General features: G+C 58.9%; 23 protein-coding genes and 1 riboswitch. Of the genes, 13 read left to right on the top strand and 10 right to left on the bottom strand.

All coding sequences use genetic code 11. The features are described from left to right. The first annotated feature begins 148 nt into the window (after positions 1 to 148). Both HYP802_RS0104680 and HYP802_RS0104675 read left to right on the top strand, forming a co-directional pair. Complete coding sequence (locus tag HYP802_RS0104680) at positions 149 to 1,336, top strand: acyl-CoA dehydrogenase (protein WP_013945949.1); 1,188 nt, start codon at positions 149 to 151, stop codon at positions 1,334 to 1,336. Next, positions 1,333 to 2,529, top strand: coding sequence for a CaiB/BaiF CoA-transferase family protein (locus HYP802_RS0104675; RefSeq protein WP_013945948.1), 1,197 nt, complete (start codon positions 1,333 to 1,335; stop codon positions 2,527 to 2,529). The genes HYP802_RS0104680 and HYP802_RS0104675 overlap by 4 nt, the downstream gene beginning before the upstream one ends. 55 nt (positions 2,530 to 2,584) lie before the next feature. On the opposite strand, the gene HYP802_RS22795 is transcribed toward HYP802_RS0104675, so the two are convergent. Next, positions 2,585 to 3,196: a class I SAM-dependent methyltransferase gene (locus HYP802_RS22795; protein ID WP_280949187.1), complete on the bottom strand. Its 612-nt coding sequence runs from the start codon at positions 3,194 to 3,196 to the stop codon at positions 2,585 to 2,587. 305 nt (positions 3,197 to 3,501) lie between these two features. Further along, the gene (locus tag HYP802_RS0104665) at positions 3,502 to 5,337 is read right to left on the bottom strand and encodes a GGDEF domain-containing protein (protein ID WP_013945946.1); all 1,836 of its coding nucleotides are present in this window, start codon (positions 5,335 to 5,337) and stop codon (positions 3,502 to 3,504) included. Between the two features lie 685 nt (positions 5,338 to 6,022). Here HYP802_RS0104665 and HYP802_RS0104660 point away from each other — a divergent pair. The 4 genes from HYP802_RS0104660 (at position 6,023) to HYP802_RS0104645 (ending at position 10,988) form a co-directional block, all read left to right on the top strand. Further along, the gene (locus tag HYP802_RS0104660) at positions 6,023 to 7,591 is read left to right on the top strand and encodes a glucan biosynthesis protein (protein WP_013945944.1); all 1,569 of its coding nucleotides are present in this window, start codon (positions 6,023 to 6,025) and stop codon (positions 7,589 to 7,591) included. A 296-nt stretch (positions 7,592 to 7,887) separates the two neighbouring features. Continuing rightward, positions 7,888 to 10,194: an FdhF/YdeP family oxidoreductase gene (locus HYP802_RS0104655; RefSeq protein WP_013945943.1), complete on the top strand. Its 2,307-nt coding sequence runs from the start codon at positions 7,888 to 7,890 to the stop codon at positions 10,192 to 10,194. Further along, positions 10,191 to 10,514, top strand: coding sequence for a hypothetical protein (locus tag HYP802_RS0104650; protein WP_013945942.1), 324 nt, complete (start codon positions 10,191 to 10,193; stop codon positions 10,512 to 10,514). Before HYP802_RS0104655 ends, HYP802_RS0104650 begins: the two co-directional genes overlap by 4 nt. Positions 10,515 to 10,730: 216 nt before the next feature. Then, positions 10,731 to 10,988, top strand: coding sequence for a hypothetical protein (locus tag HYP802_RS0104645; protein WP_013945941.1), 258 nt, complete (start codon positions 10,731 to 10,733; stop codon positions 10,986 to 10,988). On the opposite strand, the gene HYP802_RS23500 is transcribed toward HYP802_RS0104645, so the two are convergent. The 4 genes from HYP802_RS23500 to HYP802_RS0104625 all read right to left on the bottom strand — a co-directional run bounded on the left by HYP802_RS23500 (position 10,985) and on the right by HYP802_RS0104625 (position 12,440). Then, entirely contained in the window at positions 10,985 to 11,200 is a 216-nt protein-coding gene (locus HYP802_RS23500) for a hypothetical protein (RefSeq protein WP_013945940.1), read from the bottom strand. The genes HYP802_RS0104645 and HYP802_RS23500 overlap by 4 nt on opposite strands. A gap of 143 nt (positions 11,201 to 11,343) precedes the next feature. After that, on the bottom strand, positions 11,344 to 11,814 hold the full coding sequence (locus HYP802_RS0104635; protein WP_024275254.1) for a CreA family protein: 471 nt from the start codon (positions 11,812 to 11,814) through the stop codon (positions 11,344 to 11,346). Positions 11,815 to 11,906: 92 nt separating this feature from the next. Further along, a complete protein-coding gene (locus HYP802_RS23495; RefSeq protein ID WP_013945938.1) occupies positions 11,907 to 12,044 on the bottom strand; it encodes a hypothetical protein in 138 nt (45 codons plus the stop codon). Positions 12,045 to 12,176: 132 nt separating this feature from the next. Beyond that, positions 12,177 to 12,440, bottom strand: coding sequence for a hypothetical protein (locus tag HYP802_RS0104625; protein ID WP_029670784.1), 264 nt, complete (start codon positions 12,438 to 12,440; stop codon positions 12,177 to 12,179). 291 nt (positions 12,441 to 12,731) lie between these two features. Between HYP802_RS0104625 and HYP802_RS23780 the strand changes: the two genes are divergently transcribed. From HYP802_RS23780 to HYP802_RS0104590, 7 genes are all read left to right on the top strand, one after another. Next, positions 12,732 to 13,592 (top strand): hypothetical protein, encoded by an 861-nt coding sequence (locus tag HYP802_RS23780; RefSeq protein ID WP_051463111.1) that lies wholly within the window; start codon positions 12,732 to 12,734, stop codon positions 13,590 to 13,592. A gap of 90 nt (positions 13,593 to 13,682) precedes the next feature. Then, positions 13,683 to 14,081, top strand: coding sequence for a hypothetical protein (locus HYP802_RS0104615; RefSeq protein ID WP_013945934.1), 399 nt, complete (start codon positions 13,683 to 13,685; stop codon positions 14,079 to 14,081). A gap of 159 nt (positions 14,082 to 14,240) precedes the next feature. Beyond that, the gene (locus HYP802_RS0104610; protein ID WP_013945933.1) at positions 14,241 to 14,648 is read left to right on the top strand and encodes an Hsp20/alpha crystallin family protein; all 408 of its coding nucleotides are present in this window, start codon (positions 14,241 to 14,243) and stop codon (positions 14,646 to 14,648) included. Between the two features lie 10 nt (positions 14,649 to 14,658). Continuing rightward, on the top strand, positions 14,659 to 17,070 hold the full coding sequence (gene lon / locus HYP802_RS0104605; protein ID WP_013945932.1) for an endopeptidase La: 2,412 nt from the start codon (positions 14,659 to 14,661) through the stop codon (positions 17,068 to 17,070). A gap of 63 nt (positions 17,071 to 17,133) precedes the next feature. Next, positions 17,134 to 18,096: a cation diffusion facilitator family transporter gene (locus HYP802_RS0104600; RefSeq protein ID WP_024275251.1), complete on the top strand. Its 963-nt coding sequence runs from the start codon at positions 17,134 to 17,136 to the stop codon at positions 18,094 to 18,096. 274 nt (positions 18,097 to 18,370) lie between these two features. Further along, positions 18,371 to 19,255, top strand: coding sequence for an alpha/beta hydrolase (locus HYP802_RS0104595; RefSeq protein ID WP_245261458.1), 885 nt, complete (start codon positions 18,371 to 18,373; stop codon positions 19,253 to 19,255). A gap of 74 nt (positions 19,256 to 19,329) precedes the next feature. Continuing rightward, positions 19,330 to 20,313, top strand: coding sequence for a hypothetical protein (locus tag HYP802_RS0104590; protein WP_245261456.1), 984 nt, complete (start codon positions 19,330 to 19,332; stop codon positions 20,311 to 20,313). Positions 20,314 to 20,465: 152 nt separating this feature from the next. Here the strand turns inward: HYP802_RS0104590 and HYP802_RS0104585 are convergent, their stop codons facing one another. The 4 genes from HYP802_RS0104585 to HYP802_RS0104565 form a co-directional block, all read right to left on the bottom strand. Further along, positions 20,466 to 21,038, bottom strand: coding sequence for a hypothetical protein (locus tag HYP802_RS0104585; protein WP_024275248.1), 573 nt, complete (start codon positions 21,036 to 21,038; stop codon positions 20,466 to 20,468). A 95-nt stretch (positions 21,039 to 21,133) separates the two neighbouring features. Beyond that, a complete protein-coding gene (locus tag HYP802_RS0104580; RefSeq protein ID WP_244420957.1) occupies positions 21,134 to 23,224 on the bottom strand; it encodes a TonB-dependent receptor in 2,091 nt (696 codons plus the stop codon). Between the two features lie 260 nt (positions 23,225 to 23,484). After that, positions 23,485 to 23,712: riboswitch (cobalamin riboswitch) on the bottom strand. Positions 23,713 to 23,875: 163 nt separating this feature from the next. Beyond that, positions 23,876 to 25,180 carry a nicotinate phosphoribosyltransferase gene (gene pncB, locus HYP802_RS0104570; RefSeq protein WP_024275247.1) on the bottom strand — a complete coding sequence of 435 codons (1,305 nt, stop codon included), beginning with the start codon at positions 25,178 to 25,180 and terminating at the stop codon, positions 23,876 to 23,878. A 103-nt stretch (positions 25,181 to 25,283) separates the two neighbouring features. Continuing rightward, positions 25,284 to 25,712 carry a MarR family transcriptional regulator gene (locus HYP802_RS0104565; RefSeq protein WP_013945925.1) on the bottom strand — a complete coding sequence of 143 codons (429 nt, stop codon included), beginning with the start codon at positions 25,710 to 25,712 and terminating at the stop codon, positions 25,284 to 25,286. Positions 25,713 to 25,730: the final 18 nt, after the last annotated feature.

The raw sequence follows: 25,730 nt of genomic DNA, 5'->3' as shown, positions 1-25,730 counted from the left end.
GGCATTGCGAAGCGTCGACGGCAATGGACACCACGGTCCTCTTGATCCGCATCAAGACCAAATGGAACCAATTCACAGTCCCTGTTCCCTATCTCCAGCGCGGCACCTATGGTGGCGCCGAATTAGCAGTGCTGATCAGGAGCATCACGTGTCGGTCGGTTTGAAATTCGATTGGGAAGACCCTCTTCTTTTGGAAGATCAGTTGTCGGAAGACGAGAAGCTGATCCGCGACACGGCGCGAGCTTTCGCCCAAGACAAGCTGCAGCCGCACGTCATCGAAGCCTATGCCGAGGAAAAAACCGATCCCGGCATTTTCCGTGAGATGGGTGCGCTCGGTCTGCTCGGCCCCACGCTTCCCGCAGACTACGGCGGCTCGGATTCGAACTACGTCTCCTACGGACTGATTGCGCGCGAGGTCGAGCGCGTCGATTCCGGCTACCGCTCGATGATGAGCGTGCAGTCGTCTCTGGTCATGCACCCGATCTATGCCTACGGCAGCGAGGCGCAGCGCGTAAAATATCTGCCGAAGCTCGCAAGCGGCGAGTTGATCGGCTGCTTCGGCCTGACCGAACCCGACGCCGGTTCCGATCCCGGCGGCATGCGCACGCGCGCGGAGAAGATCGATGGCGGTTACCGCCTCTCAGGCGCGAAGATGTGGATCACCAACGCGCCGATCGCTGACGTCTTCGTCGTCTGGGCAAAATCTCAGGCGCACGGCGACAAGATCAAAGGCTTCGTCCTCGAAAAAGGCATGAAAGGCCTGTCCGCGCCGAAGATAGCCGGCAAGCTGTCCCTGCGCACATCCATCACCGGCGAGATCGTCATGGACGGTGTCGAAGTCTCCGACGAGGCGCTGCTGCCGAACGCGGAAGGCTTGGCCGGCCCGTTTGGTTGCTTGAACCGTGCCCGCTACGGCATCGCCTGGGGCGTGCTCGGCGCCGCCGAGTTCTGCTTCCACGCGGCCCGGCAATACACACTCGATCGCAAACAATTCAATCGCCCGCTCGCCGCGACGCAACTCGTGCAAAAGAAGCTCGCCGACATGGAGACCGAAATCACGCTCGGCCTGCAGGCGGCGCTGCGCGTCGGCCGCTTGCTCGACAATGGCAAGTTCGCGCCTGAAATGATCTCGCTCATCAAGCGCAACAACTGCGGCAAAGCCCTCGACATCGCCCGCATAGCGCGCGACATGCACGGCGGCAACGGCATCTCGGAAGAGTTCCAGGTCATGCGTCACATGCTGAACCTCGAAACAGTCAACACGTATGAAGGCACGCACGATATTCACGCCCTGATCCTCGGCCGCGCCATCACCGGACTGCAGGCCTTCGCATGATGACGTCTGAAAGTCCGAAACCGCTTGCGGGCCTACGCGTGCTGGAACTCGCCCGCGTGCTCGCAGGACCCTGGGCCGGTCAGACGCTCGCCGACCTCGGCGCCTCCGTCATCAAGGTCGAACGGCCAGACGGCGGCGACGATACCAGGGCCTGGGGGCCGCCCTTCATCGCCGATGACGATGGCGCCGGATCGGCGGCCTACTTCCACGCGACGAACCGCGGCAAGCGATCGATCGCGCTCGACTACGACAGCCCCGCAGGCCGTGAAACGGCGGTCGCGCTCGCCAAACAGGCCGACGTCATCATCGAGAACTTCAAGGTCGGCGGCCTTGCCAAATACGGTCTCGATTATCCGGCGATCAAAGCCATCAACCCCGGCGTCATCTATTGCTCGATCACCGGCTTCGGCCAGACCGGGCCTTATGCGCCGCGCGCGGGTTACGACTTCATCGTCCAGGGCATGGGCGGCATCATGGATCTGACCGGCGCGCCCGACGGTGAGCCGCAGAAGATCGGCGTGGCGTTCGCAGACATCTTCACCGGCATCTACGGCACCATCGGCATCCTGGCGGCCCTTAACCGCCGCAATGCGACAGGCGAAGGCGCACATGTCGACATGGCACTGCTCGATACGCAGGTCTCGGTGCTGGCCAACCAGGCCATGAACTATCTAGCGTCCGGAACGCCGCCGCGCCGCCTCGGCAATGCGCACCCCAACATCGTGCCTTATCAGGTGTTCGAAACGGCCGATGGGCCGATCATCATCGCCGCCGGCAACGACGGCCAGTTCGCGCGCGTCTGCGATCTGCTCGGACTCAAAGGCCTCGCAGCCGACGAGCGCTTCAAGACCAATGCCCGCCGCGTCGCCAACCGCGCTGAGCTGATACCGCTTCTCGCCGTTGAAATTGCGAAGCGCACAGCAAGCGACCTGCTCGCGGCACTGGAAACGGCCGGCGTTCCGGCCGGCCCCGTCAACCGGCTCGATCAGGTTTTTGCCGATCCCCAAGTCGTTGCCCGCGGATTACGCCAGGACCTTGCCCGGCCCGGCGCGGCGCCCGTGCCGACCGTTCGCAGCCCCATCGTGATCGACGGCATCCCCTGTGCCGCCACCACCGCCAGTCCCAAGCTAGGTGCGGATACCGATGCCGTTCTGGAACGCCTCCAAGCGGGAAACGATCCCTGGCTAACATGATCTCGAACCACACGAACGAACGCAATATCTCCGAGCCCCGAAGTATCCCAGCGCGCTAGGGCTTGGAAGCTGTACACACGATCGTTTCTCGCTTCAGCGGAAACGGCGTGGTGACGAGCTTCCAGAAGTAGTGTTCGAATTTATTTGACTTCGAATAGACATTTTCGGTCCGAACATTTACGGATCGAAAGCCGCACTGCTCCATAAAGTGCCGGATTTCAAAAGGCGTGTATTCGGTCACGTGGCCCATTTCGCCACTCGCTTCGAGGCGAGACCAATTCTCGTAAAAATCCGTGAACTTCCCCTCTCGAACGACTTTGCAAATCTTGCGAAGGCCGAGCCCGTTGGGTGTCGTCAGGTAAAGCAAACCGCCGGGCTTCAAAATCCTCTGAACTTCCCGCATCGTGATGATTGGATTCACATGCAAATGCTCGAACACTTCACTCATCACGACGGCATCGAACGTACCGGAGGGAAGTTGAATATGGGCAGTACTGGTATCGCCTTTGATCACTTCAAATGACAGCCACCGCGCGAGGCTTTCGGCCGGCAAAGCGGTGTCGTACGCGGTGACGTGATAGCCGAGCCGAGCCAACGTTTCTGTAGCCGTATATGGCGCGGCGCCGATATCGCAAATTGAAGCGCCCTTTGGAACCGCCCGCTCGATATCTCGAACGCAATGTGCATTCCGCGGAGCATGAATTTTGATGTAGTGCGCGGTCGTGGTTGAAGATCCGTGAAAGGCCAGAAGATCCGTGAAAGGCCAGAAGATCCGCCGTCACGCCGTCCATAACGTCGCCGACCATCATCGCCCCCTCCTTGTCGAACCGGGAGGATACTAGGGAAATTCAAACAGTGCGCCATAAAAAATGTTCAATACGGAATATTCGTATGTGGACGAAGTGCATTCCGAACTCGGCGCACCAAATGCTCACGCATCCTTTTTGATCCGCGGGGTAAAATTCGCGACGTCTATAGAACGGCCGAATGCTTGTCGTGAATGTCGTTGAACACGACTTGCGGCCCCGTAATATCGGCATAGTTTTCAGCCGGGAGCGGCTTGCCGAAGAGGTAGCCCTGAATTTCGTCACAACCGATAAGGCGCAGCATCGCCAGCTGTTCCTGCGATTCAACGCCTTCGGCCACCACGCACAGCCCCATCGCGCGCCCAAGCCCGATGACCGAATTGACGATCGCGGCCGCGTCTGAGTTGTTGACCATGTCGCTGACGAAGCTGCGATCGACCTTGATGCGGTCGAACGGAAATGCCCTCAGCGTGCTGAGCGACGAATACCCGGTGCCGAAATCGTCCATCGCAACGCTGACGCCCAACCGCTTCAAGCGGCGCAAGATCGATGAAGCGGCGGCGAGATCCTGAATGAAGAGGCTTTCCGTCACCTCGATTTCGAGACGATGGGGTTCAAGCCCCGTCTCGGACAGCACATCGGTCACGAGTTGCACGAAATCGCTGCGCATGATTTGCGCCGCAGATACGTTCACCGCGACCCGAAATTTTTCACGCCATTGCGCAGCTTCCCGGCAGGCTTCCCGCAAGACGAACTCGCCCATCCCGTGAATAGCTCCGTTGGCCTCCGCAACGGGAATGAAATGATCCGGCGAGATCAGACCCGCATCCGGATGCACCCAGCGCAGGAGAACCTCGAAAGCTGTGACTGATCCGGTTTTCGCATCGACCTGAGGCTGAAAGACAAGCGAGAGCTCCTGTCTCTCGACGGCGAGGCCGACATCGCGTTCGAGCGAACGACGCTGCCGCCGCTCGTGCTCCATCTGCGGCTCGAACATTGCGAAGCGGCCACCGCTCCGCTTTGCGCGCAACAGTGCCATCTCGGCGTGTTCGAGCAGTTCGTCCAGCTCTCCGCCGTCCTGCGGAAAATTCGCGAGGCCAACGCGCACATCGATCATGAATTCTTCGCCGCGCTCGATCCGGTAGCGCCCGCGCAGCCCCGAAACGATGGCTTCGGCGAATTGCTCGGAATCGAAATCGTCGGACGTCTCAGTTTTCACGACAATGAATTCGTCGCCACCCATCCGAACGATGAGATCGCAATCGAGAGCTACCGAACGCAAAAGCTGGGCGACCTTAACGAGCGCCATATCGCCGACGACACGGCCGTGAAGATCGTTGATTGCGCGGAATTCCGAAATATCGATATGATACACGGCAACGGCGCGCCGCATCTCGCTCGCCCGCTGCAGAATAATGCCAAGCCTGTTCTTGAGCGTGACGCGATTTCCAAGTCCGGTCAGTGGATCGAAGAACGCCAGATTATTGAGCCGCGTCCGCGCCTCGGAATTCTCGATGGCCATCGCGCAGAATTTAACGCACTCGCCCGCGATCTGACGCTCGAAAAGGCTGACGCCGCGCTTCTCGCGAAAATAGAATGCAAAGGCGCCGAGCACGCGCCCATCGACCGCCTCGATCGGACACGACCAGCATCCAAGCAGTCCGAAAGGCAAAGCAAGCGACTTATAGGGCGTCCACAGCGGATCCGTCTCGATATCGCGAACTTCAACGGCGCGGCGCAAATAAATGGCGGTTCCGCAAGACCCGACCGTCGGTCCGATATGAATGCCGGCAATCTGTCTCGCATAGGAATCGGGAACGGAAGGGCCGGCGATAAACGTCAGCCGCTCGTCGTCCACGCCTGATATCGAGCAGATGACGCCCGGCGCCAGCGCCTCAACGCCGAGACAGAAAGTTGTCAGGACATTCTCAAGCGAATCGCCCAGCGCAATTCCGACAAGAATTTCCTGCTGAAGAGCATGCAGCTGCTCTCCAACATGCATTTGGTCCGGAACTCTTACCTGCCCGGTCATTGCCCGCCGGCTATCACTCGTTGAATGCGCGAACGCGCATTGAGAAAAACTGCTCGAATATCGTCCAATAGAAAATGCAGCGAAAGAGCTTAAGAAACTAAAACTGGAGCGCGAAACAAAAATACCGTCCGAATAGTGAGCGATTGGATAATAAGTTCTTCAATATGACAGCATCTGGTAAAAATCGTTTACTTGGGCCGCGTACTGATCCGATCCGTCCTGAAATGGCGGCAAGCTGGAAATTAACAGTTGGTCCCGTCGCGCTGCCGTTCGGCGGTGCAAAAACATCCTGTCGGAGCCAGCTCCGGTGCGCAGGTAAGCGCATGGCCGCCCTTGAGCACAAAGCTAGGAGGTGGGCAGCGTTCACCACCGTCAGTATCTTCCCCGATCCCGTACCTTAATTGCCATTTTGTCAGTCGACGAACCGCCAAATTCGTGGCTTGGATCCGCATAGTCGCAATATTGCCAAACTAACTCCGTGTCTCTGACCATAGCGTGCATTTGAAAGGCAACGATTGAAACCTAACTGCCGCCCAAAGTTGCCTTCCACCGACGAAGGGCTTGGCCCTGCGACAAAGTTGAAATAACCGTCGGGCCGCCGATATAAGCCCTCGCAACATCCAATCATCCACCCCTCATCTGGTCTCTGAACAACATGCCTTTCACGCTCGACCGTCGACACGTTTTAGCCGGCGCTCTCACGACCACGGTTGCGGGATGGACGACCTCGGCCAGAAGCGACACGCCTGTCGGTGCAGCCAACCTTGGCGCGCCGCAGCCGTTTTCCTTCGATGCCCTGAAGCAGCAGGCGAAGACGCTTTCGAAATCGCCGTACGTTCCGCCGCCGCAGCCCGACAAGTCCGATCCCTTGCGCGACATGACGTTCGATACGTTCGCTCAGGCCGTGTTCAAACCTGACATGGAGCTTTGGCATGGCGTCCCGGGCGCCCAGACCGTGCGATTGTTTCCGCAGGGCCGCTTCTACGCCGAGCCCGTTCGCATCTACGTGCTCGAAAACGGCTCGGCGCGGGAAGTTGTCTATAGTCCCGACTATTTCGACATGCCGGCCGATCATCCGCTGCGCAAACTGAAGAACGCTGGTTTCGCGGGGTTCCGCCTGATGAGCCGCGGCGGCGTCAGCGATTGGCTCGCCTATCTCGGCGCGTCCTACTTCCGTTCCTCCGATCCCAACGATCAATACGGCGGCTCGGCGCGCGGACTTGCCATCAACACCGGCAAACCGGAGGAATTCCCCCGCTTCACGAGCTTCTGGCTCGAACAGAACGGCAGCGGCATGACGATCTATGCGCTGCTCGAAAGCCAGAGCGTGACGGGTGCCTATCGCATGGACAGTCGACGGATCGAAGGCGGCCAAGGCGGCGCGCTGCAGGACATCGAGTGCGAGCTCTATTTCCGCGCCCCTGTTGACATGCTCGGCATCGCACCGCTCACCGGCATGTTCTGGTATGGCGAAAATTCCGGTTTTACACGCGGCGACTGGCGGCCTGAAGTCCACGACTGCGATGGACTGTCGATGTGGACCGGCCGCGGCGAACGCATTTGGCGCCCACTCTCCAATCCGCCGCGCATCGTGACGAACAGCTTCGTCGACGAAAATCCGAAGGGCTTCGGATTGATCCAGCGCGACCGCAATTTCGAAAACTACCAGGACGACAGCTTGTTCTACGATCGGCGGCCGAGCATGTGGGTTGAACCCCTGTCGGGCTGGGGCAAAGGCTCCGTCAACCTTGTCCAGCTGCCGACGACCAACGAAACCGAAGACAACATGGTCGCCTTCTGGACGCCGGCGGAGCCCGTGGTTGCCGGCTCGGTCATCAACTCGCGCTATCGCTTGTTCTGGGGCATCGATTCCCCGCCGGTCGGTGATGTCGCGCGTATCGTCGCAACGCGGATCGGTATCGGCGGTCTCGGCGGCCGCGACCTTGACCTGCGCCATATCAAGCGAAATGCCAAGAAATTCATGATCGATGTCGAAGGCAAGACGCTTGACGATGAGACCCGCTATGGCGGCACCAAAACCGTAGTGACGACGAGCCACGGTACGTTGAGCGGCATCGAGGCCTTCCCGGTTGTCGGCACCAACCGCTGGCGCATGATGTTCGACCTCAGCGACCTGAACGGCCAGCCCGCCGATTTGCGCGCCTATCTTGCGAAGGACGGCGAAGCGCTGAGCGAAACCTGGATCTATCAGGCCTTCCCCTAAGCAAAGTCTCCAGCCAGCGATTTGGTGTTGTAGCAGCCGCACAGCCCAAAGCTGTGCGGTGCAATCCATTTTTGACCTGGCGCAGATCGCCGGGAGGCGTCTTGCGCCGTGATTTTGCTGCGACAGAGCGCCTTTTTGAGGCACACTCCTGCCCAATCTGTGATCGCTAAAATGCTGAAAACGCTTTGGATATACCGTTTACGCATAACGGTTATTCCGCCACCAAGCGTTGCAGAAAAAGCCCATTTCGCAGATGCAAAAGAATTGCCGGGGCGGCGATTGATGGAAAAGGTGCGATGGGCAAACCCGAATTCATTGGCAAGAAGTCGAAAGCCGCTGGCGGCTGGGGCGCACTGAAAAGCTGCGGGAAAAAACTTCTCGCAAGCGGCGCGCCGCTGTCCGGCGCCGTCACGATGCTAAAGGCCAACCAGCCCGACGGTTTCGATTGCCCGGGTTGCGCATGGGGCGATCCCGAGCACGGCTCATCGTTTGAGTTCTGCGAGAACGGCGTCAAGGCCGTCGCCTGGGAATCGACGGACAAGCGCGTCCATCCCGACTTCTTCAAAAGCCACACCGTCACCGAGCTTCGCACCTGGACCGACTACGAAGTCGAACGCGCCGGCCGCCTGACCAACCCGATGCGTTACGACCGCGCAACCGACCGCTACGTTCAAGTCACCTGGGACGAGGCTTTCTCGGAAATTGGTCAGGTCCTGCGGAGCCTCGACAGTCCCGACCGCGCTGAATTCTACACCTCCGGTCGCGCATCTAACGAAGCCGCCTATATCTATCAGCTCTTCGTCCGCCTCTACGGCACGAACAATTTCCCCGATTGCTCCAACATGTGCCATGAGGCGAGTGGCGTAGCGCTTGAGCAAGCCGTCGGCATCGGTAAGGGCTCCGTTCTGCTCGAAGACTTCGAGAAGGCTGACGCCATCTTCGTCATTGGGCAAAACCCCGGCACCAATCACCCGCGCATGCTGGGTGATCTCCGTCGTGCCGCGCTACGCGGCGCCAAGATCGCGGTCTTCAATCCGGTCCGCGAAAAAGGACTTGAGCGCTTCGCCGACCCACAAGACAAGCTCGAAATGATCACCGGCGGCAGCACTGCGATCGCCAATGAATATTATCAGGTCCGTCTCGGCGGCGACATGGCCGCCATCCGCGGTATCGCCAAAGCCGTGTTGGCAGCCGATGACGCCGCAATTGCCGCCGGGCACGCCTCGCTTCTCGATCGCGCATTTCTGAAGCAGCACACAACCAGCTTCGAAGCCTATCGCGCCGCCGTCGACGCGACGACGTGGGAACATATCGAAGATCAGTCCGGCATGTCGCGCGAGCAGCTCGAAGGCCTGGCGAAAATCTATATCGAATCCAACCGCACGATCTGCACATGGGCAATGGGTGTCACCCAGCACCGCCACTCGGTGCAGACGATCCGCGAGATTGCGAATTTCCTGTTCCTCCGCGGCAACGTCGGTCGCCCCGGCACCGGTCTATGCCCTGTGCGCGGCCACTCTAATGTGCAGGGCGACCGCACGGTCGGCATCAACGAAAAGCCGTCGAAGGCTTTCCTTGACGCGATGGAAAAAGAATTCCGCGTGCCTATGCCCCGCAAATCCGGCCATAATGTTCTGGCCGCCATCGGCGCCATGCTCGACGGCACGGCGCAAGCGTTTATCGGCCTCGGCGGCAACTTCGCCCGCGCGACGCCCGACAGCCCGTTGATCGCCAAAGCGCTGATGAACCAGAAGCTGACGGTCAACATCGCAACCAAGCTCAATCATGGCCATCTGCTGCCGGGCGAAGTGAGCTATGTGCTCCCTTGCCTCGGCCGCACCGAGATCGACCGCAACTCCGATGGCGTCGCGCAGATCGTGACGGTCGAAGATTCGATGAGCATGGTGCATGGCTCGGGCGGCATCAACAAACCGGCTTCGCCAGAGCTGAAGTCTGAAATCGCCATCATTGCGGGTATCGCCGAAGCGACCGTCGGCTCCGAGATCGTCGACTGGAAAGGCCTCGCCCACCATTACGATCGCATCCGCGATCTGATCGCGCGAACCATTCCTGGCTTCCACGACTTCAACACGCGCGTTCGCAAGCCACGCGGCTTCCGCCTGCCGAACGGCCCAGCCGAACGCATCTGGAATACGCACTCGGGCAAGGCGACGTTCTCGGACTGCGAGCTTCCCGTAAAGACCGAGCATCAGCGCGCGCTCGGCGAGCACGGGACGTTCGTGCTTCAGACGTTCCGCTCTCACGACCAGTATAACACCACGGTCTACGGCCTCGACGACCGCTATCGCGGCATCTACGGTGAGCGCCGCGTCGTGTTCGTCAACCCGGACGACCTCGCCGAGATTGGCGCCAATGCCGGTGATCGCGTCGATATCATCGGCCTGCACGACGACGGCGTCGAACGCATCGCCGAAAGCTTCCGCGTCGTGCCCTACCAGCTGCCGCGCGGCTCCGTCGCCGGTTACTATCCCGAATTGAACGTGCTCGTACCGATTTCAACGGCGGGTGAACTCAGCGATACACCGACGTCAAAATCGGTTCTCGTGACCTTCCGGCTGTCCGAGCAAGCTCAGGCCGCATGAGTTCCGCGCCTGAAAGCGAACTCACCGAAGACGATTTTCTCGAAGCCGTCTCCGCAATCCGCTTCGTCGCGCCCGATCTTTCACCGATCGGCGCGGCGATGCTGGCTGCAATTCATTTCGGCATCGCCAACGATAGTCGCGCCTTTTCACTGAAGCTCGGCGTCGAGCATGCGCTCACGCTACGCGAAGTCACGGCACTATCGAGTCCCGAGCTTGGACTTTTGAATATCGTCAGCCGTAGTGAGCGCACACAACGCACGCACTTTGCGTTGACTGACAAAAGCAATCAGCTCATTGCGCGCGCATTCGCTTCAAATTGAACGAATGCCGCGCCCATATCGCTCGCGACAATGTGATAATCTCTGAAACGCGCTTCCGCTCAAACGCGGAAATGCACGCTTTCTTGCGATGAACACCGACCAATCGGCATATGCTTTCCAGCATGCGTATAGAGCTGATGGCTTCAGTGTCTTCGATCTGACGTGAGCATGTGCTACGGTGTTGCGTGTGGGGGAAGAAAGTTCGGGAGTGAACCGATGGACTCTTCTCGCGCGTACCTGCCAGACGCACTCGATCGCATGACGATCGTCCTCGAACGCGCCGCCAAAGAGCTCAATCTCGCTGGCTTGCCGTCTTCAGAAAAAGAGCGACTGGCTGTCTGCATTCTCTCGGTCGGAAACACATATACCGACGTCAATCGCCTGCTCGAAAAATCAGTCCGCATTTATCTTCGCGCCCGCACGGCGAGTATCACGCAGCGACGTCAGCCTGCCGAAGTGACCGCCTTCTTCTAATCTTGCGTCGGCGGCAAACTCGGAATCACGTCATTATCGGCATCCGTCTGCGTCACGACGCCGTTTCGTTCCGACAAACTCTTGTCGTTGTCGATGCTGTAGCCGACCGCAAACAGCATCCCCAGCACAAAAACGGCCAACAGCCAAGGGAACGGGCCGTGCTCCGTTACACCATGGAAGCTGCGTGGCGTTGATCGAGGCGTTCGGACCATACGTCCTCCGGAACGTTTCTTTCGTTCCCTCCGAACCCGCCATCATCGTCGAAGTTCCACGCTTTCAATATTTGCCACGCTGCTCCAGAGCGCGCCAAATCATCACGGTCGAACGAATTGGATGATTTCGAACTGAGCCGGGCTCAGTGCCCGCTCCACGGCATGATCGGAACCGTCGAAATGGCGTTGTAGGGCGAGCCGTCGACCAACCGGTCGCTGATCGCGACGTAAACCAGCGTGTTGCGCTTTTTGTCGATGGCTCGGTAAACGTGCGTGTGCTTGAAGAACAGCGACGTGCTTTCCGAATAGACTTTCTCTTCGTCGGCGAGCTTCGCAATGTCGACGGTGATCGGACCGACTTGGCGACAAGCAATAGAAAATCTCGACGGATCTTCAGCGATTCCGAACGTGCCCTTGAGACCGCCCGTCCTAGCCTGACTGATGTGGCAGGCTACGCCAGGAACTTTAGGATCGTCAAAAGCGCTGATGCAGACCTTGTCGTTGGCACCGATCAGCCGGAACGTCGTGCTGATGCAGCCGATGTCATCCGCCCTGGCGCCCGGAGCGTTGGCCATCCAAAGCCCGAGAGCCGCTGCCAACCAAGTATATCGCATCGAATATCTCCATTCCGATTGTTCGTCGAAGAATGGAGAAAGTGGCCATTGCCCAAGAAACGTGCAAGGCCGAGGCACGCTTGTGCGCGCCGTCAGCCCGCAGCGATCAAACGCTCAAGCTCGGCAAGATAAACCTGATCGACCTCACGCATTTCGCTCGTCAGGTCTTCACTGTGAAGCCGCTCTTCGGCCTCAGCCTTTTGCAGCCTGAGCAGATCCAGCAATCCCATTCCCGCCTCCATGGTCGCTTCCCCAAAAAGGCTACACCGAACCATGCTCTGCGCGAAGACAAGCGCAGAGCATGCAGGATTTATGTTGTGGATTGTCGATTCGCTCTAAACGCGGATACGCGCCTGATACCGCTACTTTCGTTGCTTGAGATAGCGCGCCGGAACTTCGCCCGCATCGACCAGCGCCTGCACGCATTCGGTGGAGAGCACGCGGCGATTGCTCTCGAAGCAACGGCGAAGCTCTGCGCTTCCCTGCTTGTACTTCGCGCAGAGGCTTCCATAGTCTGCCGAACAGGCATCCTTGACCTTCTGTGAATAGGCCAGGGCCGATGTGCTCACGAGGCCGACCGCACCTGCGGCAATTACAAGGTTCAGCGCGATTTTACTTTTCTTCATTGCGTCCTTCCCAACAACTTGCCCCTCAACTTTCTTAACCCGAATTGCCAATGCCACGACATTGGTTTCCACGCCACGCATTTTGCACGGATAGAGCCTAATGTGGCACTTCGCGCTATGAACCTGCGATGAACCCGCGTTGTCTCCGCGGCATCTTGCAACCCATTTCAAGATAACCATATTTTTGCCGCGATGAACCTTCGCGTTTGCTGGCCGCCAGAAAGCCCTTAATGTCGCTGGCATGTGCGGTTGCACCGGATTTGGTTCGCAAATCTTCGGGACAGGGTCGCAATGACGGATGGACTGAGCGTTGGTTGGCGTTGGAAATCGCTACGCAGCGGCATCTGCGGCAGCGCCGTATTGGCTATGTCGCTACTTTCGAATTCCGCCGCCTATGCCGTTAGCGATCGCGTCAAAAGTGCCTGCCGAAACGACTATTTTCAACATTGCAGCCAATACATGGTCGGCAGTGAAGAGCTTCGCCAATGCATGCGCAAGGTCGGCGAAGACCTCTCGACACCATGCCTTGTAGCCCTGGTTCAGGACGGCGAGATCACCAAGCAGGACGTTGAACGCCACAACGCTGCGAAGACTGCGGTCGAGAAGACCGGAACAGCGAAGACTGGGCCAACCAAAAAGACCAGGGTCGGCCAGGCTGCAAACGATGCGATGGAAGACCCCAAGGCCGCGGCGGCCAAGGCGACAGCCCCTCAGACCGTGAAATCGCATAAGACGACCGGCGAGAAAAAACTTGCCAAGAAGACGGACGCAGAGAGCGCCGCGAAACCAAAGAGCGCAACTGAGCCAGCCGTGACGTCGGTCAAAACCCACCACTCCGGGAAGAAAACCAAATCGGCGAAATCGACGAAGGCAGCCAAGACGACCGCTAAAAAACCGATCTCTGGCAAAAAGGCGAAGGCCACCTCGGCTAAACCTGCAAAGCCCACCGCAACCGCGAAGGCGAAAACTGCCGCGACGACCGCCGCCAAAAAGGCTTCGCACTCCAAAAAGACCGCCAAGACCGCTCATGCCAAAACCAAGTCCGCAAAGACGGCGAGCAGCGCCGGGACAGCCGTTAAAGCCAAGAAAACCTCAAAGAAAAAGAGCACGGCCAAACACGCAACAAAACCTGTTGACGCGACGGCGCCTTAAGGATTTTGACAAAGCGCAAACGACCGCCGCGCAGGACAGGCGATCGTAGTCAGGCACTCCGCCCTTCAGGCCAGCCCAATGGGAGAATTCATGTCAGGCCATTTCCACGCTGTCGTTTGGATCGATCACCACGAAGCCCGCGTTTTCCACTTCAGCGCTTCAGAGGCCGATACCATCGTTGTCCATCCCAAGGATCCTGTCCGCCACATCCATCACAAGGCGAATTCCATCGGCAGCGGCCACGCGAGCGAAGATCAGGAATTTCTGCAAAATGTCACGAATGCGCTCGCAGATGCCGGAGCCATTCTCGTCACCGGCCCGGCCAACGAAAAGAACGTCCTTGTAAACCATATCGCACAGCACGCACCTGCGCTGAAGGCAAAGATCCAAGGCGTCGAAACGCTCGGCCATCCGACGGACGGTGAGGTGCTGGCGTTGGCACGCAAATTCTTCTGGGAAGACCACCAGGAACCGCCCCGCGTCAGCTAACCACGATGGGTCGAGCCTCCTATAGCGGCTTGCTTCGCGGCATTGCTAAAACGCCCGATTAACGGCGGCGCGGATAGCGACAGATCGCGGATAGCACGCTAGATTCCCCTCCAACGAGCGAAAACGTCGACGGACCGATCCCCAAGGGAAAAAGTATCTATGTCGAACAAAGACCCGATGAGCTGGATGTTGTCCGAGGCCGTCGAATCCCTCGCCCGCGCCGAACGCATGCATCGCCAGTTTTTCCGGCTGCAGCCTTCGGGGCCAGCGAACGAACCTTCGTGGGAACCGCCTATTGACGTTCTGGAGACCGAAACCGAAATCCTGGTGTTCGTGGCGTTGCCGGGCGTCGATCCCGACAACGTCACAGCCGCCATTGACAACGGCGTTCTTGTCGTCTCGGGGCGCCGTGTCCTGCCGCGCGAGCTTCGCGACGCAATCATCCACCGCCTCGAGCTGCCGCAGGGCCGCTTCGAGCGCCGCCTTCAATTGCCGGCGGGCCGCTACGCCGTGCGGCAGTTCGTACAAAATGGCTGCCTTGTCTTTTCGCTGACAAAGGCCGGTTGAGGAATTCCAGATGAAGACACTCGGTGAGACGAACCCACCAACGTCGGAAGGCTCTGCGCCTTCGAGTCAGGGCGCTACGCCGAACATTGCACTGCCGTCGGACGCACTGATCCTCGTGCCGGTTCGCAAGCTTGTGCTTTTTCCCGGCCTCATTCTGCCGATCACCGTCGGCCGCGCGAAATCCATTTCCGCAGTTCAGCAGGCCGTGCGTGAGGAACGCCAGATCGGCATCGTCCTGCAACGCGATCCGGAAAATGACGATCCCGGCCCCGACGATCTGCACCGCGTCGGCACACTTGCCAACATCATCCGCTACATCGCGGCACCCGACGGAACGCATCACATCGTCGTCCAGGGCGTGCAGCGCATTCGCATTCTGGATTTCCTTCCCGGCACCCCGTTCCCAGTGGCTCGCGTCGTCAATATTCCCGAGCCCGAAACGCGCTCGACGGAAATTGAAGCGCGCTTCCGCAATCTGCAGGCCCAGGCGCTCGAAGCCGTTCAGCTTCTGCCGCAAGCTCCGCCGGAACTGATCACGACGATCCAGAACGCGACATCTCCAGCCACCCTCGCCGATCTCGCGGCAGGCTACATGGATATCCCGTCCGAGCAGAAGCAGTCGATCCTCGAAACCGTCGACCTCTCGACGCGCATAGACCGCGTGTCGGCGCTCCTTGCCGAGCGCATCGAAGTCATGCGTCTCACCCAGGAAATCGGCCGACAGACCAAGGCCGCCTTCGACGAGCGTCAGCGCGAAGCCGTGCTGCGCGAACAGATGGCCGCCATTCAGCGCCAGCTTGGCGAAGGCGACGGCAAATCGCAGGAGGTCGCCGAGCTGACGGAGGCCATCGCCAAAGCGAAAATGCCTCCCGAAGTCGAGAGCCAGGCCAAGAAGGAACTCGCCCGTTATCAGCGCATGCCGGAAGCGGCAGGCGAAGCAGGCATGATCCGCACCTATCTCGACTGGCTGATCGAATTGCCGTGGAGCTTGCCGGAAGCAAAGCCGATCGACATCGCCGAAGCCCGGCGCATCCTCGATCAGGATCACTTCGGCCTCGAAAAGATCAAGACGCGCATCATCGAATACCTCGCGGTGCGCAAGCTGGCCCCTCAGGGCAAGGCTCCGATCCTGTGCTTCGTTGGTCCTCCAGGCGTCGGCAAGACGTCGCTCGGCCAGTCGATCGCGCGCGCTATGGGCCGTCCGTTCGTACGCGTAAGCCTCGGCGGCGTTCACGATGAAGCCGAAATCCGCGGCCATCGCCGCACGTATGTCGGCGCGCTGCCGGGCAACATCATTCAAGGCATCAAGAAAGCCGGGGCGCGCAATTGCGTCATGATGCTCGATGAAATCGACAAGATGGGCCGCGGCATCCAGGGCGATCCGTCGGCCGCGATGCTGGAAGTTCTCGATCCTGAACAGAACAGCACCTTCCGCGACAACTATCTCGGCGTGCCGTTCGACTTGAGTCGCGTCGTTTTTATCGCGACAGCGAACATGCTGGACACAATTCCTGGCCCGCTGCGCGACCGCATGGAGATCATCAGCCTTGCGGGCTATACGGAAACGGAAAAGTTGCAGATCGCGCGCCGCTATCTCGTCAAACGCCAGCTCGAGGCCAACGGCCTGAAGCCGGAGCAAGCCGATATTGACGACGAAGCAATCGCCGCGATCATTCGGGGTTACACCCGTGAGGCCGGCGTCCGCAATCTCGAACGCGACATCGGTCAGGTCTTCCGCCACGCCGCCGTGCAGATCGCGGAAGGCAGCACCCAGCATGTCCATATCGGCGTCGCGGACGTCAGCGCGACGCTTGGACAGCCACGCTTCGAGAACGAAGTCGCCATGCGCACCAGCGTTCCGGGCGTCGCGACAGGCCTAGCCTGGACACCCGTCGGCGGCGACATCCTCTTCATCGAAGCGACCCGCGCACCCGGCAAAGGCGGCCTGATCCTGACCGGCCAGCTCGGAGACGTCATGCGTGAAAGCGCCCAGGCGGCGATGACTCTCGTCAAGAGCCGCGCGACCTCGCTCGGTATCGATCCCGCCATTTTCGAACGAAACGATATCCACGTGCACGTCCCCGCCGGTGCTACGCCAAAGGACGGCCCGAGCGCGGGCGTCGCGATGTTTATGGCGCTCGTCTCGCTGCTGACGAACCGCACCATCCGCAGCGACACCGCAATGACCGGCGAAATCTCGCTGCGCGGCCTCGTGTTGCCGGTCGGCGGCATCAAGGAGAAAGTTGTTGCAGCAGCCGCGGCCGGCATAACCCGCGTGATGCTGCCCGCCCGTAACCGCCGCGACTACGACGACATCCCCGAGGATGCACGCAACCGCCTGGAGTTTGTCTGGCTCGAACGCGTCGATGATGCCGTCGCGGCCGCCCTCGAAAGTGCGCCTGCCGAGAAAGTGGAGACGTGATCTCGCGCTCGCCGTGCGATATGGAATTGCAATCGCGGCAAAGCCCCGGCAATCATACGGCAGATGAGCGAAACCGCACTTTCCAAAAGAGTCGTCTACGCCGCCCTCATCGGCAATCTGCTCGTCGCCGCCACTAAATTTGTCGCCGCGGCGGTGACCGGAAGCTCGTCGATGCTGAGCGAGGCGGTGCATTCGCTGGTCGACACCGGCAACGAAGCTCTGCTGCTTTATGGCTATTTCCGCTCCAGCCGCCGCCCCGACGACACACATCCTCTGGGGTATGGCCGCGAGCTGTATTTCTGGAGCTTCATCGTCTCGTTACTGCTGTTCGCGATCGGCGCCGGCGTGTCCATCTACGAAGGCATCGATCATATCATCGAGCCGAATCCCATCACCAATCCAGGCGTCAACTATATCGTATTGGCGATGTCTGCGGTCTTCGAGGGTACGTCTTGGTGGATTGCGCTGAAGCGCTTCGGTAAGCTGAAGGGCCGGCGCGGATACTGGGAAACGGTGCGCGACAGCAAAGATCCGCCCTCGTTCATGGTGCTGTTCGAAGACACTGCAGCGCTCATCGGTATTGCAATTGCGGCGGCCGGAAACTTCGCCGCACAGCATTGGGATATTTCCTGGGTCGATGGCGCAGCGTCGATTCTCATCGGCATCGTTCTCGCCATCGCCGCCACCGTCCTTGCACGCGAGAACAAGGCGCTCCTAATCGGCGAACGCGCCAGCGATGAAGTGATCAGTTCGATCCTCTCCCTCGCGATCAGTGAACAGAGCGTTGACGGCGCCAATAACGTCTTCGCGCTGCATTTGGCGCCCGATCAGATTCTGGTCGCACTGAGCCTAGAATTCTCCGATGAACTTCGCACGCCGCAAATCGAAGCCGCTGTCGTCCGTCTCGAAGAGCGAATTCGCGCCAAGCACCCGGAGGTCATATCGCTCTTCATCAAACCGCAGACGCGCCGCACGTTCGAAAAAATGCGCGCCGAATTCTATGGCGATAGCGAGGAAACCGGCTGACGACGCAACAGCGGAAACGTCGTCGACATCGACCTATCAGCAGCCAAAACCTTGCGATCGCGGAGTTGCGTGCGATGTGCGTAACGCGAATCGAAGCGGCAACGTAACGCTTCTGTATGTTCCCAGTGATCCCAACCCTTCGCATGTGCCCGCCAAGCTACCGGTCCAGCCAATCCGCCTCCTTCATGAAACGAGGACACGAACCGTGAAAGCTTCTATTATCCTCGCTCTCGCAGGCTCTTTCTTGGCGGCCCATGCCGCGCAGGGGGCTCCCTTGGAATCGACGTCCGCTTCGACGACTTATCACCGCGTTGCGGTCGACGGCGTCGGCATTTTTTATCGCGAGGCCGGCCCGAAGAACGCACCGGCGATTGTTCTGCTGCATGGATTTCCGTCCTCCTCTCGCGAGTTCGACACGCTCATTCCTCTGCTCGCGACGCGCTATCATGTGATCGCACCGGACTTTCCAGGATTCGGCCAGAGCGATGCGCCCTCGCCATCATCCTATGCTTACACATTCGATCATCTCGCGAAGACGATGAACGTTCTTCTCGACCAACTCGATATCAAGACGTGCTCGTTCTATCTGCACGATTACGGTGGACCTGTCGGATTCCGCATCATGCTCGCGCATCCGGAGCGCGTTCAGTCGCTCATCATCCAGAACGCGAACGTCTACAAGGAAGGTCTGGGAACGAAGTGGGCGGCTATCGCGAAGTACTGGTCCGATCCGAAGGCCCACCCCGAAGTATTTGAAGCATTTGTTTCGCGGACAGCGACCGAGCAACGCCACACCTTGGGTACATCGCATTCGGAGCGTTACAATCCGGATACGTGGACGGACGAGTACGCTCATCTCTCAAAACCCGGACAGCACGCCATACAATCCGCGCTTCTCTACGATTATCGCACGAACGTCGCATCCTATCCGGAATGGCAAGCGTGGCTGCGGGCGCACAAGCCGCCGACGCTGGTGGTGTGGGGACGGAATGATCCCTCGTTCATTGCGCCGGGTGCCGAAGCATTCAAGCGCGACCTACCCGATGCCGAAATACATTTGCTTGATGCAGGACACTTCGCGCTGGACGAGAAAAATGACGACATCGCTCGTCTGATACTCCAATTCCTGGCGAAACATGTCGACCGGGCCGCGCCCTAAGAAGCGGCGGCACCCTCCGGGCGGAAAGTAACGAACCGATCGCAACACACGTAGTGCTCGATAGCAACGCAGTCATGCTTGCCGCGATCTCTCATGTTCGCTCAACTTTCCAAAAATTCAACCCGGAGCATCCGATGACCCCCCGCATCGCAATCATATTAACCGGCGTCTTGATCGCCGCAGGAAGCAGCGTCGCGCAGGCAAAGCCTCACGCCAAGAATCCCGATAAGGCACAGATCGTCGCCGTAGATCGCTTCAGCGCCAAGGCGGCGCATTTACAATTGCGCACCTCAACCAATGGCATCCCAGGCCCCAATAAGCCCGTCGATTTCGACAAAGGCCCTTTCATTACCACCGGGCTGTCACCGACCACGGGCAAGCCGGTGCGCTATTACAATTTCGATGTCCAGAATCTGACCCCTGCTCCCGTTTATGTCTTCTATCGCAAGGGTGAGAAAAGCCCGATCTCAGGTCAGCTCGACATCATCGACAATCTGCCGGGAGAAAAGGGCTATAACGATTTCCGCCAAGTCTACAAAGTCTCGGTTCCATCCGATTATGTGGTGAACTCAATCACCGATAAAACTCAATTGCGCCAGTCCGGTTACGCGATCGAGAAAACCGACACCCTGCTCAACATGCCTGTGGTTCCCGACAAATCGGTTGCGCGACAACGTCTGAACAGTGAGAGCGCCGAACTGCAGCGCGCCTGGTACAAGGGCAAAGTTGCGAAGTATTTCGCTTTCAACGAAGCGCCGCTTTCTGTGGCTGGGGCGGACGTCCCCATTTCGCCGATCTACGTAACTTTCAATGTCAATCCCAATGAGCCGAAGGGCGGTCCAGGTTCGGGTTTCCGCAGCGAACCCAACTCCCCGCAAACCCACAACGTCCCAGCCACGCTTCCGGGCGAAGAAGGTTATTCGCCGCTGTGGTCGGTCAACGTCTACGACAATGCCGATTGGTCGAAAGTCAGCAATCTGGATACCGCGCAGAACGCCAAGTTGCTCGGCCCAGGGGTCGCAAACGTCAATTGCCCGATCGTTTTCGTCACCCCTTGACGTGACAAGAATGCGGAGACCCCGGGGCCTCTGACACTCCTGCACTTCGCCGCGCGTGAGCCCCGTTACCGGCCACGCCGGCGAATTCGCCCTATAAGCTGACCGCGGGATGACGGCATCGTCGTCCCGCGGTCAACAGAAGTCGAGATGGTTCACGCCGTGCGCGGAGCTTCCTGCGCAGAAACCAACGGGCGAGCGAAACGGCTCGCGATGACGGACAGAATCAACAACCCAGCAAACGAAACGGCGTTGACTTCAAACACTCTGGCGACGGTTGCGACCGAGAAGGCATCATCCGAACTTCCAAGCGGGATGCCTGCGACGTAGAGCGCCAGCTCATAGGCCGCGAAAGCCAGCAAGAACGAGACGGTCAGAAGCACCGGCCAAGCGCGGGTCATCCCAGTTGCAAGCCGAGCAGCAGCGAATGCAGCGATCGTTGCGACGCCGATCGCCGCGCCCCAGGCATACGACTCGAACGTGTGCGGATAGCTCAGGAACGCATAACCGACGATCTGGTTGGTGAGCCACGCCGTGACGACGAGCGCCAATCCCGTGCGAGCATCCATTCGTGTCGCCGCCAGCGCTGCAATAGCGGCGAGCGGCGCTGCGCAGGCGAACACGAAGCTGCCGCCAACGCTCAAAGCTGCGATGAGGGCCACCCAAATGGCACTCATGGCAAGCGAGGAGGAAAACGTTTGATCGTCAAATCGGGAACCAAATTTCATTGTCATGTCCTTCTGAAATCGTTCCCTGGCGGACGAAAGCGCCGGGACGGGAGGCTATCCGTAAATACCATAGCCGTCGCCCGCCAGAGAAGCCCTTAGTTCGTAAACCTGATGCCGCCATAGGCGCCGATGCCGGTCGCCAGGAAGCCGTCAGGAATCTCGTAGTGCTCGTCGAAAAGGTTATCGATGCGGCCGTAGATGCTCATATTGTCGGTCAGCTTGTAGTCGGCCGCGACGTTGACCACCGTGAAGCTCGGCAAGAACTCGTTCTCGAATGTCGCGCGATTGATGTCGAGCGAGTCACCGTAGTAGAGCACCGCACCCGTCAGGAGCAGCTTCTCCGTCGGCGTCCACCCGAGAGTGACGCTCGCCTTGTTGTGCGGGCGGCGCAGAAGCCATCCGCCCGTATCTTCGTTGGTTGCCTGCGTGTAGGTATAATCCGCACGGATACGAAGATCCTTCGTCAAATCCGCTGAAATAAACGCTTCGACGCCATCCGTTTTCGCCTTACCGACATTGGCATACGTTGAAACGAAGGTCGTTGGATCGTAAGTGCTCTCGATCAGATCGGTAATATCGTTCCGGAAGTAGGTGGCGCCAAACTGTGCACGGCCACCGAAAATTGCTTGCTCGAAGCCGACATCGTAACCGGTATTTTCCTCCGGTTTGAGATCAGGGTTTCCATAGAAAAAGTAAGCGGGATAATCCTGAAACCGCTGGCTGAGGCTTGGGGCTTTGAAGCCCGTGCCAATGCTGCCTTTGATCTTGGTTCCCGTGCTCTCGATTACATACGCGGGCGCAACGCGCCAAGTCGTATGACCGCCGAAGTTCTCGTTATCATCGTAGCGCACGTTCGCCGCGACGAAGAGATTGCGAATGACCTCAGCCTGAAGCTCCGTATAGACACCGTTGTTCCACTCCTCTGCGAATGTGTGCTGGCCCTCATAGAAAGAACCGCCACCGGAAAAGACCTCATTGATCTGGCGGCCATCAAATTGCTCGATCTGATGTTCGGCGCCTGTAACCAGCGTATAGCCCGGCGCGAGGTTCCAAACATTGCGCCAATCGTACTTAACCCGGTCGCCTTGATAGTAGCTGTTGCCAGTGAGGTTGACGTGGTCGATATTATCGGTCTGAGAGTTGGAATAATTGATGCCGAAATAGTTCGTCAGATTGCTGAACGTGCGCCAGACTACTTCGCTGCGCGAGTAAAAATCATCGACGTCGGAACCCGATTGATATGGCGCCGGATAAGATGTGTTTGTGAACGGATCGTAAGCGTCACCCGTGTAATGCAGCGTGCCGTCGGTGTATCGGGCGACGAGATTGACCGTCACATCCTTGGTGATATCGACACCGACTTTCGATGAGTAGGTCCGGTTATCGTATCGGTTCGAATGACGCTGCTCTCCCGGAAGAAGTAAATTCTCGGGTGTCACGGGGATGTCGTCGGCGCGAAAATGCGAGACATTGAAGTAGTAGTTGTACTTGTTCGTGCCGCCGCTGATGCTCGCAGCCTGATTGAACGTTCCAAATGAGCCACCCTCGACCATGGCAGTCGCCTTCGGCGGACCATAGCCCCTCTTCGTGTAAATCAGGATCACGCCACCGAGCGCATCGGCGCCGTAAAGACCACTCTGCGGACCACGCAAAACTTCGACGCGTTCGATATCCATGGCGAGCATCTGGCCCAGATCGAACGTACGATTGGGTGTGGTCGGATCGCTGACGTCGATGCCGTCGATCAGAATCTTCGTGTGATTGGAGTTCGTTCCGCGCATGAATACCGACGTCTGACCGCCAGGACCGCCGGTCTGCACAATGTTGAGGCCGGGAACCATCTTCAAAACGTCAGGCAGCGTGCGGCGCTGTTGAGCCGCGATTTCTTTTGCGGTGATAACGGTGACAGAACTTCCGATCTGATCGACGGACTCGGGCGTACCCGTTGGAGACACCGCGATGTCAGAGGAATCGACGGTCGCCGAAGAATCGCTGGAATTCGAAGCGGCCGGCGTTGAAATCTGTTGGGCCGCTGCCGGCGCCTTGACCTTTTTGGACGGCGCATCGCTGTCGTCGTCTGCCATGACGTTGACCGCCGGCAACTTGGTATTCGGCGAAGCTGGAACTTGCGCGCTCGCTTCCTGAGCTGAAATTCCAACTGTTGCAAAGGCTAATGCTATCCGCATTTTTCGCCGTCTTGACACGCGCAGCATGAGACCCCCGAGGCGCTGAATCGGGGTGAGTTTCCAATTCGATCTGCAGATGTGCGGGATACGAGCGCGCAGACGCTGCGACGCGGCTCTTGAAAGCTGCGTCCCATGAATATCTGCACACTTGAAAGTTCTTATCCGCTCAGCATAACGACCTGCACGACCGAAGTGGTTGCCCACCGGTTGACATACAGCCGCCGCTACGGGTTTCCGCTCTACCGCGCCCTGCGCACGGGAGATGGGCAGCTTGTGCCGGCAGGTCTCCTGACTTGCGGCTCAGGCGTCTTCTCCGGCCTTCCCGAATATCTCTATTGCGAGATCTTCAGTGGCTTTTAGTCGGAGCCGACTCGCCGCTTACAGTTGCGAGGGCAGTCTCGGCATTGGCGCAAGAAGCGCCGCACCGCGTTCCCTTTTCATGACCACTCAGCTTTCGCCGAGGGCCAACCGTCACGCCAACATTAAAGAAATAAGTTCGCCGGGCTGTCAATTGGGCTTAGCTCGGCCCGGACTTAAAGGTCGCAAGCGACGATGCCTAATTAACACTCCCGCTCAACGGGGCCGCTCCGATATGCCATGACGTGCGTTCCTCCGCACGCGAACGCTTCCCCTTAACCGCAACGTCAGACGTCACACGCGCACCGCATGACGGGCACGACCCTCCACTCCAAAGACACGCTCGTAGCGTTTCATTTCCGCAGACTCCCCTGTGGCTTTCGCGGAATTGTCAGACAGCTTGACCGCCGGTTTGCCATTGACGCGCGTGACCTTGCAGACAAGCGAGATCGCATCAAGACCAGGAGCGCCGTCCGGATCGCAGCCGCGAAAATCATTGGTGAGATTGGTGCCCCAGCCAAAGCTGGTTCGCACCCGCCCGTGAAAATGACGATACGTGTCTTCGATACTGTCGATATCCATACCGTCGGAGAAGATTAGTAGTTTTCCGCGCGGATCGACACCGTGCGCCTTCCACCAAGCGATAATCTGTTCTCCACCCTCGATCGGAGGCGCGCTGTCCGGGCGAAAGCCAGTCCATCCTGCAAGCCAATCGGGCGCGCGCGCCAGAAAGGCTTTGGTCCCGAAAGTATCGGGCAACGCGATCAGCAGATTTCCGCGGTATTCCTGCCGCCATTGCTCCAAGACACGATAGGGCGCCTTCGCCAAATCCTCGTCACTATCGGCAAGAGCGGCTTCCACCATCGGCAATTCGTGAGCGTTGGTGCCGATAGCTTCTAAATCGGCGTCCATTGCGAGCAGCACATTCGACGTTCCGATAAAGTGTCCGTCCAGCCCTTCTTTCAGTGCTTCGACGCACCAACGTTGCCATAGAAATCCGTGCCGACGCCGCGTGCCGAAGTCGGAAACGACAACGTCCGGCAGAGCGCGCAGCCGCTCCACCTTCTGCCAGAGCTTCGCCTTGGCGCGCGCGTAGAGCACGTCGAGCGCAAAGCGACCCTTGGCGCGCATCGCGGCGCGCGACCTGAGTTCGTTGACGATCGCCAACGCCGGAATTTCCCACATGGTCGTATGGGTCCAAGGCCCCGCGAAATCGAGTTCATACTGACCATCGACTTTGCGAAGCTCATAATCCGGCAACTGAAAATCGGCGAGCCATGCGATAAAGTCGGCACCGAACATCTGCGTTTCGCCGTAAAAGCTGTTACCGGCGAGCCAGATCAGCTCCTTCTTGGTAAAACGTAGAGCACGCGCATGATCGAGCTGAGCACGCAACTCGCCCTCATCGATGATGTCGGCAAGACGCACATCCTTCGAGCGGTTTATGAGCGAGAAAGTCACCCGCACGTCCGGGTGGACCTTGCGGATCATTTGCAGCATCAGCAATTTGTAGAAATCGGTATCGAGCAAACTGCGGATGATCGAATCGAGCCGAAAATTGTGATTGTAGGTACGCGTCGCAATGTCGGTGACGGTCATGATGTCAATCTAAGATGATGCGCTAAATGATGAGCTACAGCAAACGCCAAAGTTATCAGCAGCAATAGTGGATAAGCCCTGAAGCGCCATACCTCCAACAGTCCTATTTGCACATGGCATTGTGAAGCCGGTTCATCAGATCTACGGCATCCGTCACGGTATCTGGAGAGACTGCAGCCTCAAGAACCTCCTCAATCCGCATCACCTCAGCATTTGCCGCCTCGGCCTTCAGACGCCCTTTGGGCGTTAAACGCGCAAGCTGCCGGCGACCATGATGAGCGTCCTGTCGGCGCTCCACGAGCTTCCATCCTTCCAGCTTCGCCAAAACGCCCTGCATCGATTGCGGCGTTATGAATGCGCGCTCTGCAAGATCAGCGTTGGTCTGGTCCGGCCTCGCATTCAATTGGGCGAGCACCGCATATTGCGCAGGATTGAGCCCAAGGGGCTTTAAAGCCTCCTCCAAACGGCGATGCAGCGCATGCTGAGCAAGCTTCAGCCGGTAACCCAGCAGCGGGGTCATGTCCTTGTTCATTGCAATATCAGCCGCCTT

Source organism: Hyphomicrobium sp. 802, from assembly GCF_000526135.1.
Classification (GTDB): domain Bacteria; phylum Pseudomonadota; class Alphaproteobacteria; order Rhizobiales; family Hyphomicrobiaceae; genus Hyphomicrobium_B.
The sequence above is the reverse complement of the archived record's forward strand: the minus strand, read 5'-3'. Positions and strand labels throughout refer to the sequence as shown.

Excerpts from the sequence above, each read along its gene's own strand:
- HYP802_RS23500 (WP_013945940.1), bottom strand. The coding sequence starts at position 11,200 with ATGGTCCGAACGCCTCGATCAACGCCACGCAGCTTCCATGGTGTAACG.
- HYP802_RS0104625 (WP_029670784.1), bottom strand. The coding sequence starts at position 12,440 with ATGAAGAAAAGTAAAATCGCGCTGAACCTTGTAATTGCCGCAGGTGCG.
- HYP802_RS0104590 (WP_245261456.1), top strand. The coding sequence starts at position 19,330 with ATGCTTGCCGCGATCTCTCATGTTCGCTCAACTTTCCAAAAATTCAAC.
- HYP802_RS0104660 (WP_013945944.1), top strand. The coding sequence starts at position 6,023 with ATGCCTTTCACGCTCGACCGTCGACACGTTTTAGCCGGCGCTCTCACG.
- HYP802_RS23780 (WP_051463111.1), top strand. The coding sequence starts at position 12,732 with ATGACGGATGGACTGAGCGTTGGTTGGCGTTGGAAATCGCTACGCAGC.
- HYP802_RS0104615 (WP_013945934.1), top strand. The coding sequence starts at position 13,683 with ATGTCAGGCCATTTCCACGCTGTCGTTTGGATCGATCACCACGAAGCC.
- HYP802_RS0104650 (WP_013945942.1), top strand. The coding sequence starts at position 10,191 with ATGAGTTCCGCGCCTGAAAGCGAACTCACCGAAGACGATTTTCTCGAA.
- HYP802_RS0104655 (WP_013945943.1), top strand. The coding sequence starts at position 7,888 with ATGGGCAAACCCGAATTCATTGGCAAGAAGTCGAAAGCCGCTGGCGGC.
- pncB (WP_024275247.1), bottom strand. The coding sequence starts at position 25,180 with ATGACCGTCACCGACATTGCGACGCGTACCTACAATCACAATTTTCGG.
- HYP802_RS0104675 (WP_013945948.1), top strand. The coding sequence starts at position 1,333 with ATGATGACGTCTGAAAGTCCGAAACCGCTTGCGGGCCTACGCGTGCTG.
- lon (WP_013945932.1), top strand. The coding sequence starts at position 14,659 with ATGAAGACACTCGGTGAGACGAACCCACCAACGTCGGAAGGCTCTGCG.
- HYP802_RS0104645 (WP_013945941.1), top strand. The coding sequence starts at position 10,731 with ATGGACTCTTCTCGCGCGTACCTGCCAGACGCACTCGATCGCATGACG.
- HYP802_RS0104565 (WP_013945925.1), bottom strand. The coding sequence starts at position 25,712 with ATGAACAAGGACATGACCCCGCTGCTGGGTTACCGGCTGAAGCTTGCT.
- HYP802_RS23495 (WP_013945938.1), bottom strand. The coding sequence starts at position 12,044 with ATGGGATTGCTGGATCTGCTCAGGCTGCAAAAGGCTGAGGCCGAAGAG.
- HYP802_RS0104610 (WP_013945933.1), top strand. The coding sequence starts at position 14,241 with ATGTCGAACAAAGACCCGATGAGCTGGATGTTGTCCGAGGCCGTCGAA.
- HYP802_RS0104635 (WP_024275254.1), bottom strand. The coding sequence starts at position 11,814 with ATGCGATATACTTGGTTGGCAGCGGCTCTCGGGCTTTGGATGGCCAAC.
- HYP802_RS0104665 (WP_013945946.1), bottom strand. The coding sequence starts at position 5,337 with ATGCATGTTGGAGAGCAGCTGCATGCTCTTCAGCAGGAAATTCTTGTC.
- HYP802_RS0104585 (WP_024275248.1), bottom strand. The coding sequence starts at position 21,038 with ATGAAATTTGGTTCCCGATTTGACGATCAAACGTTTTCCTCCTCGCTT.
- HYP802_RS0104580 (WP_244420957.1), bottom strand. The coding sequence starts at position 23,224 with ATGCGGATAGCATTAGCCTTTGCAACAGTTGGAATTTCAGCTCAGGAA.
- HYP802_RS0104600 (WP_024275251.1), top strand. The coding sequence starts at position 17,134 with ATGAGCGAAACCGCACTTTCCAAAAGAGTCGTCTACGCCGCCCTCATC.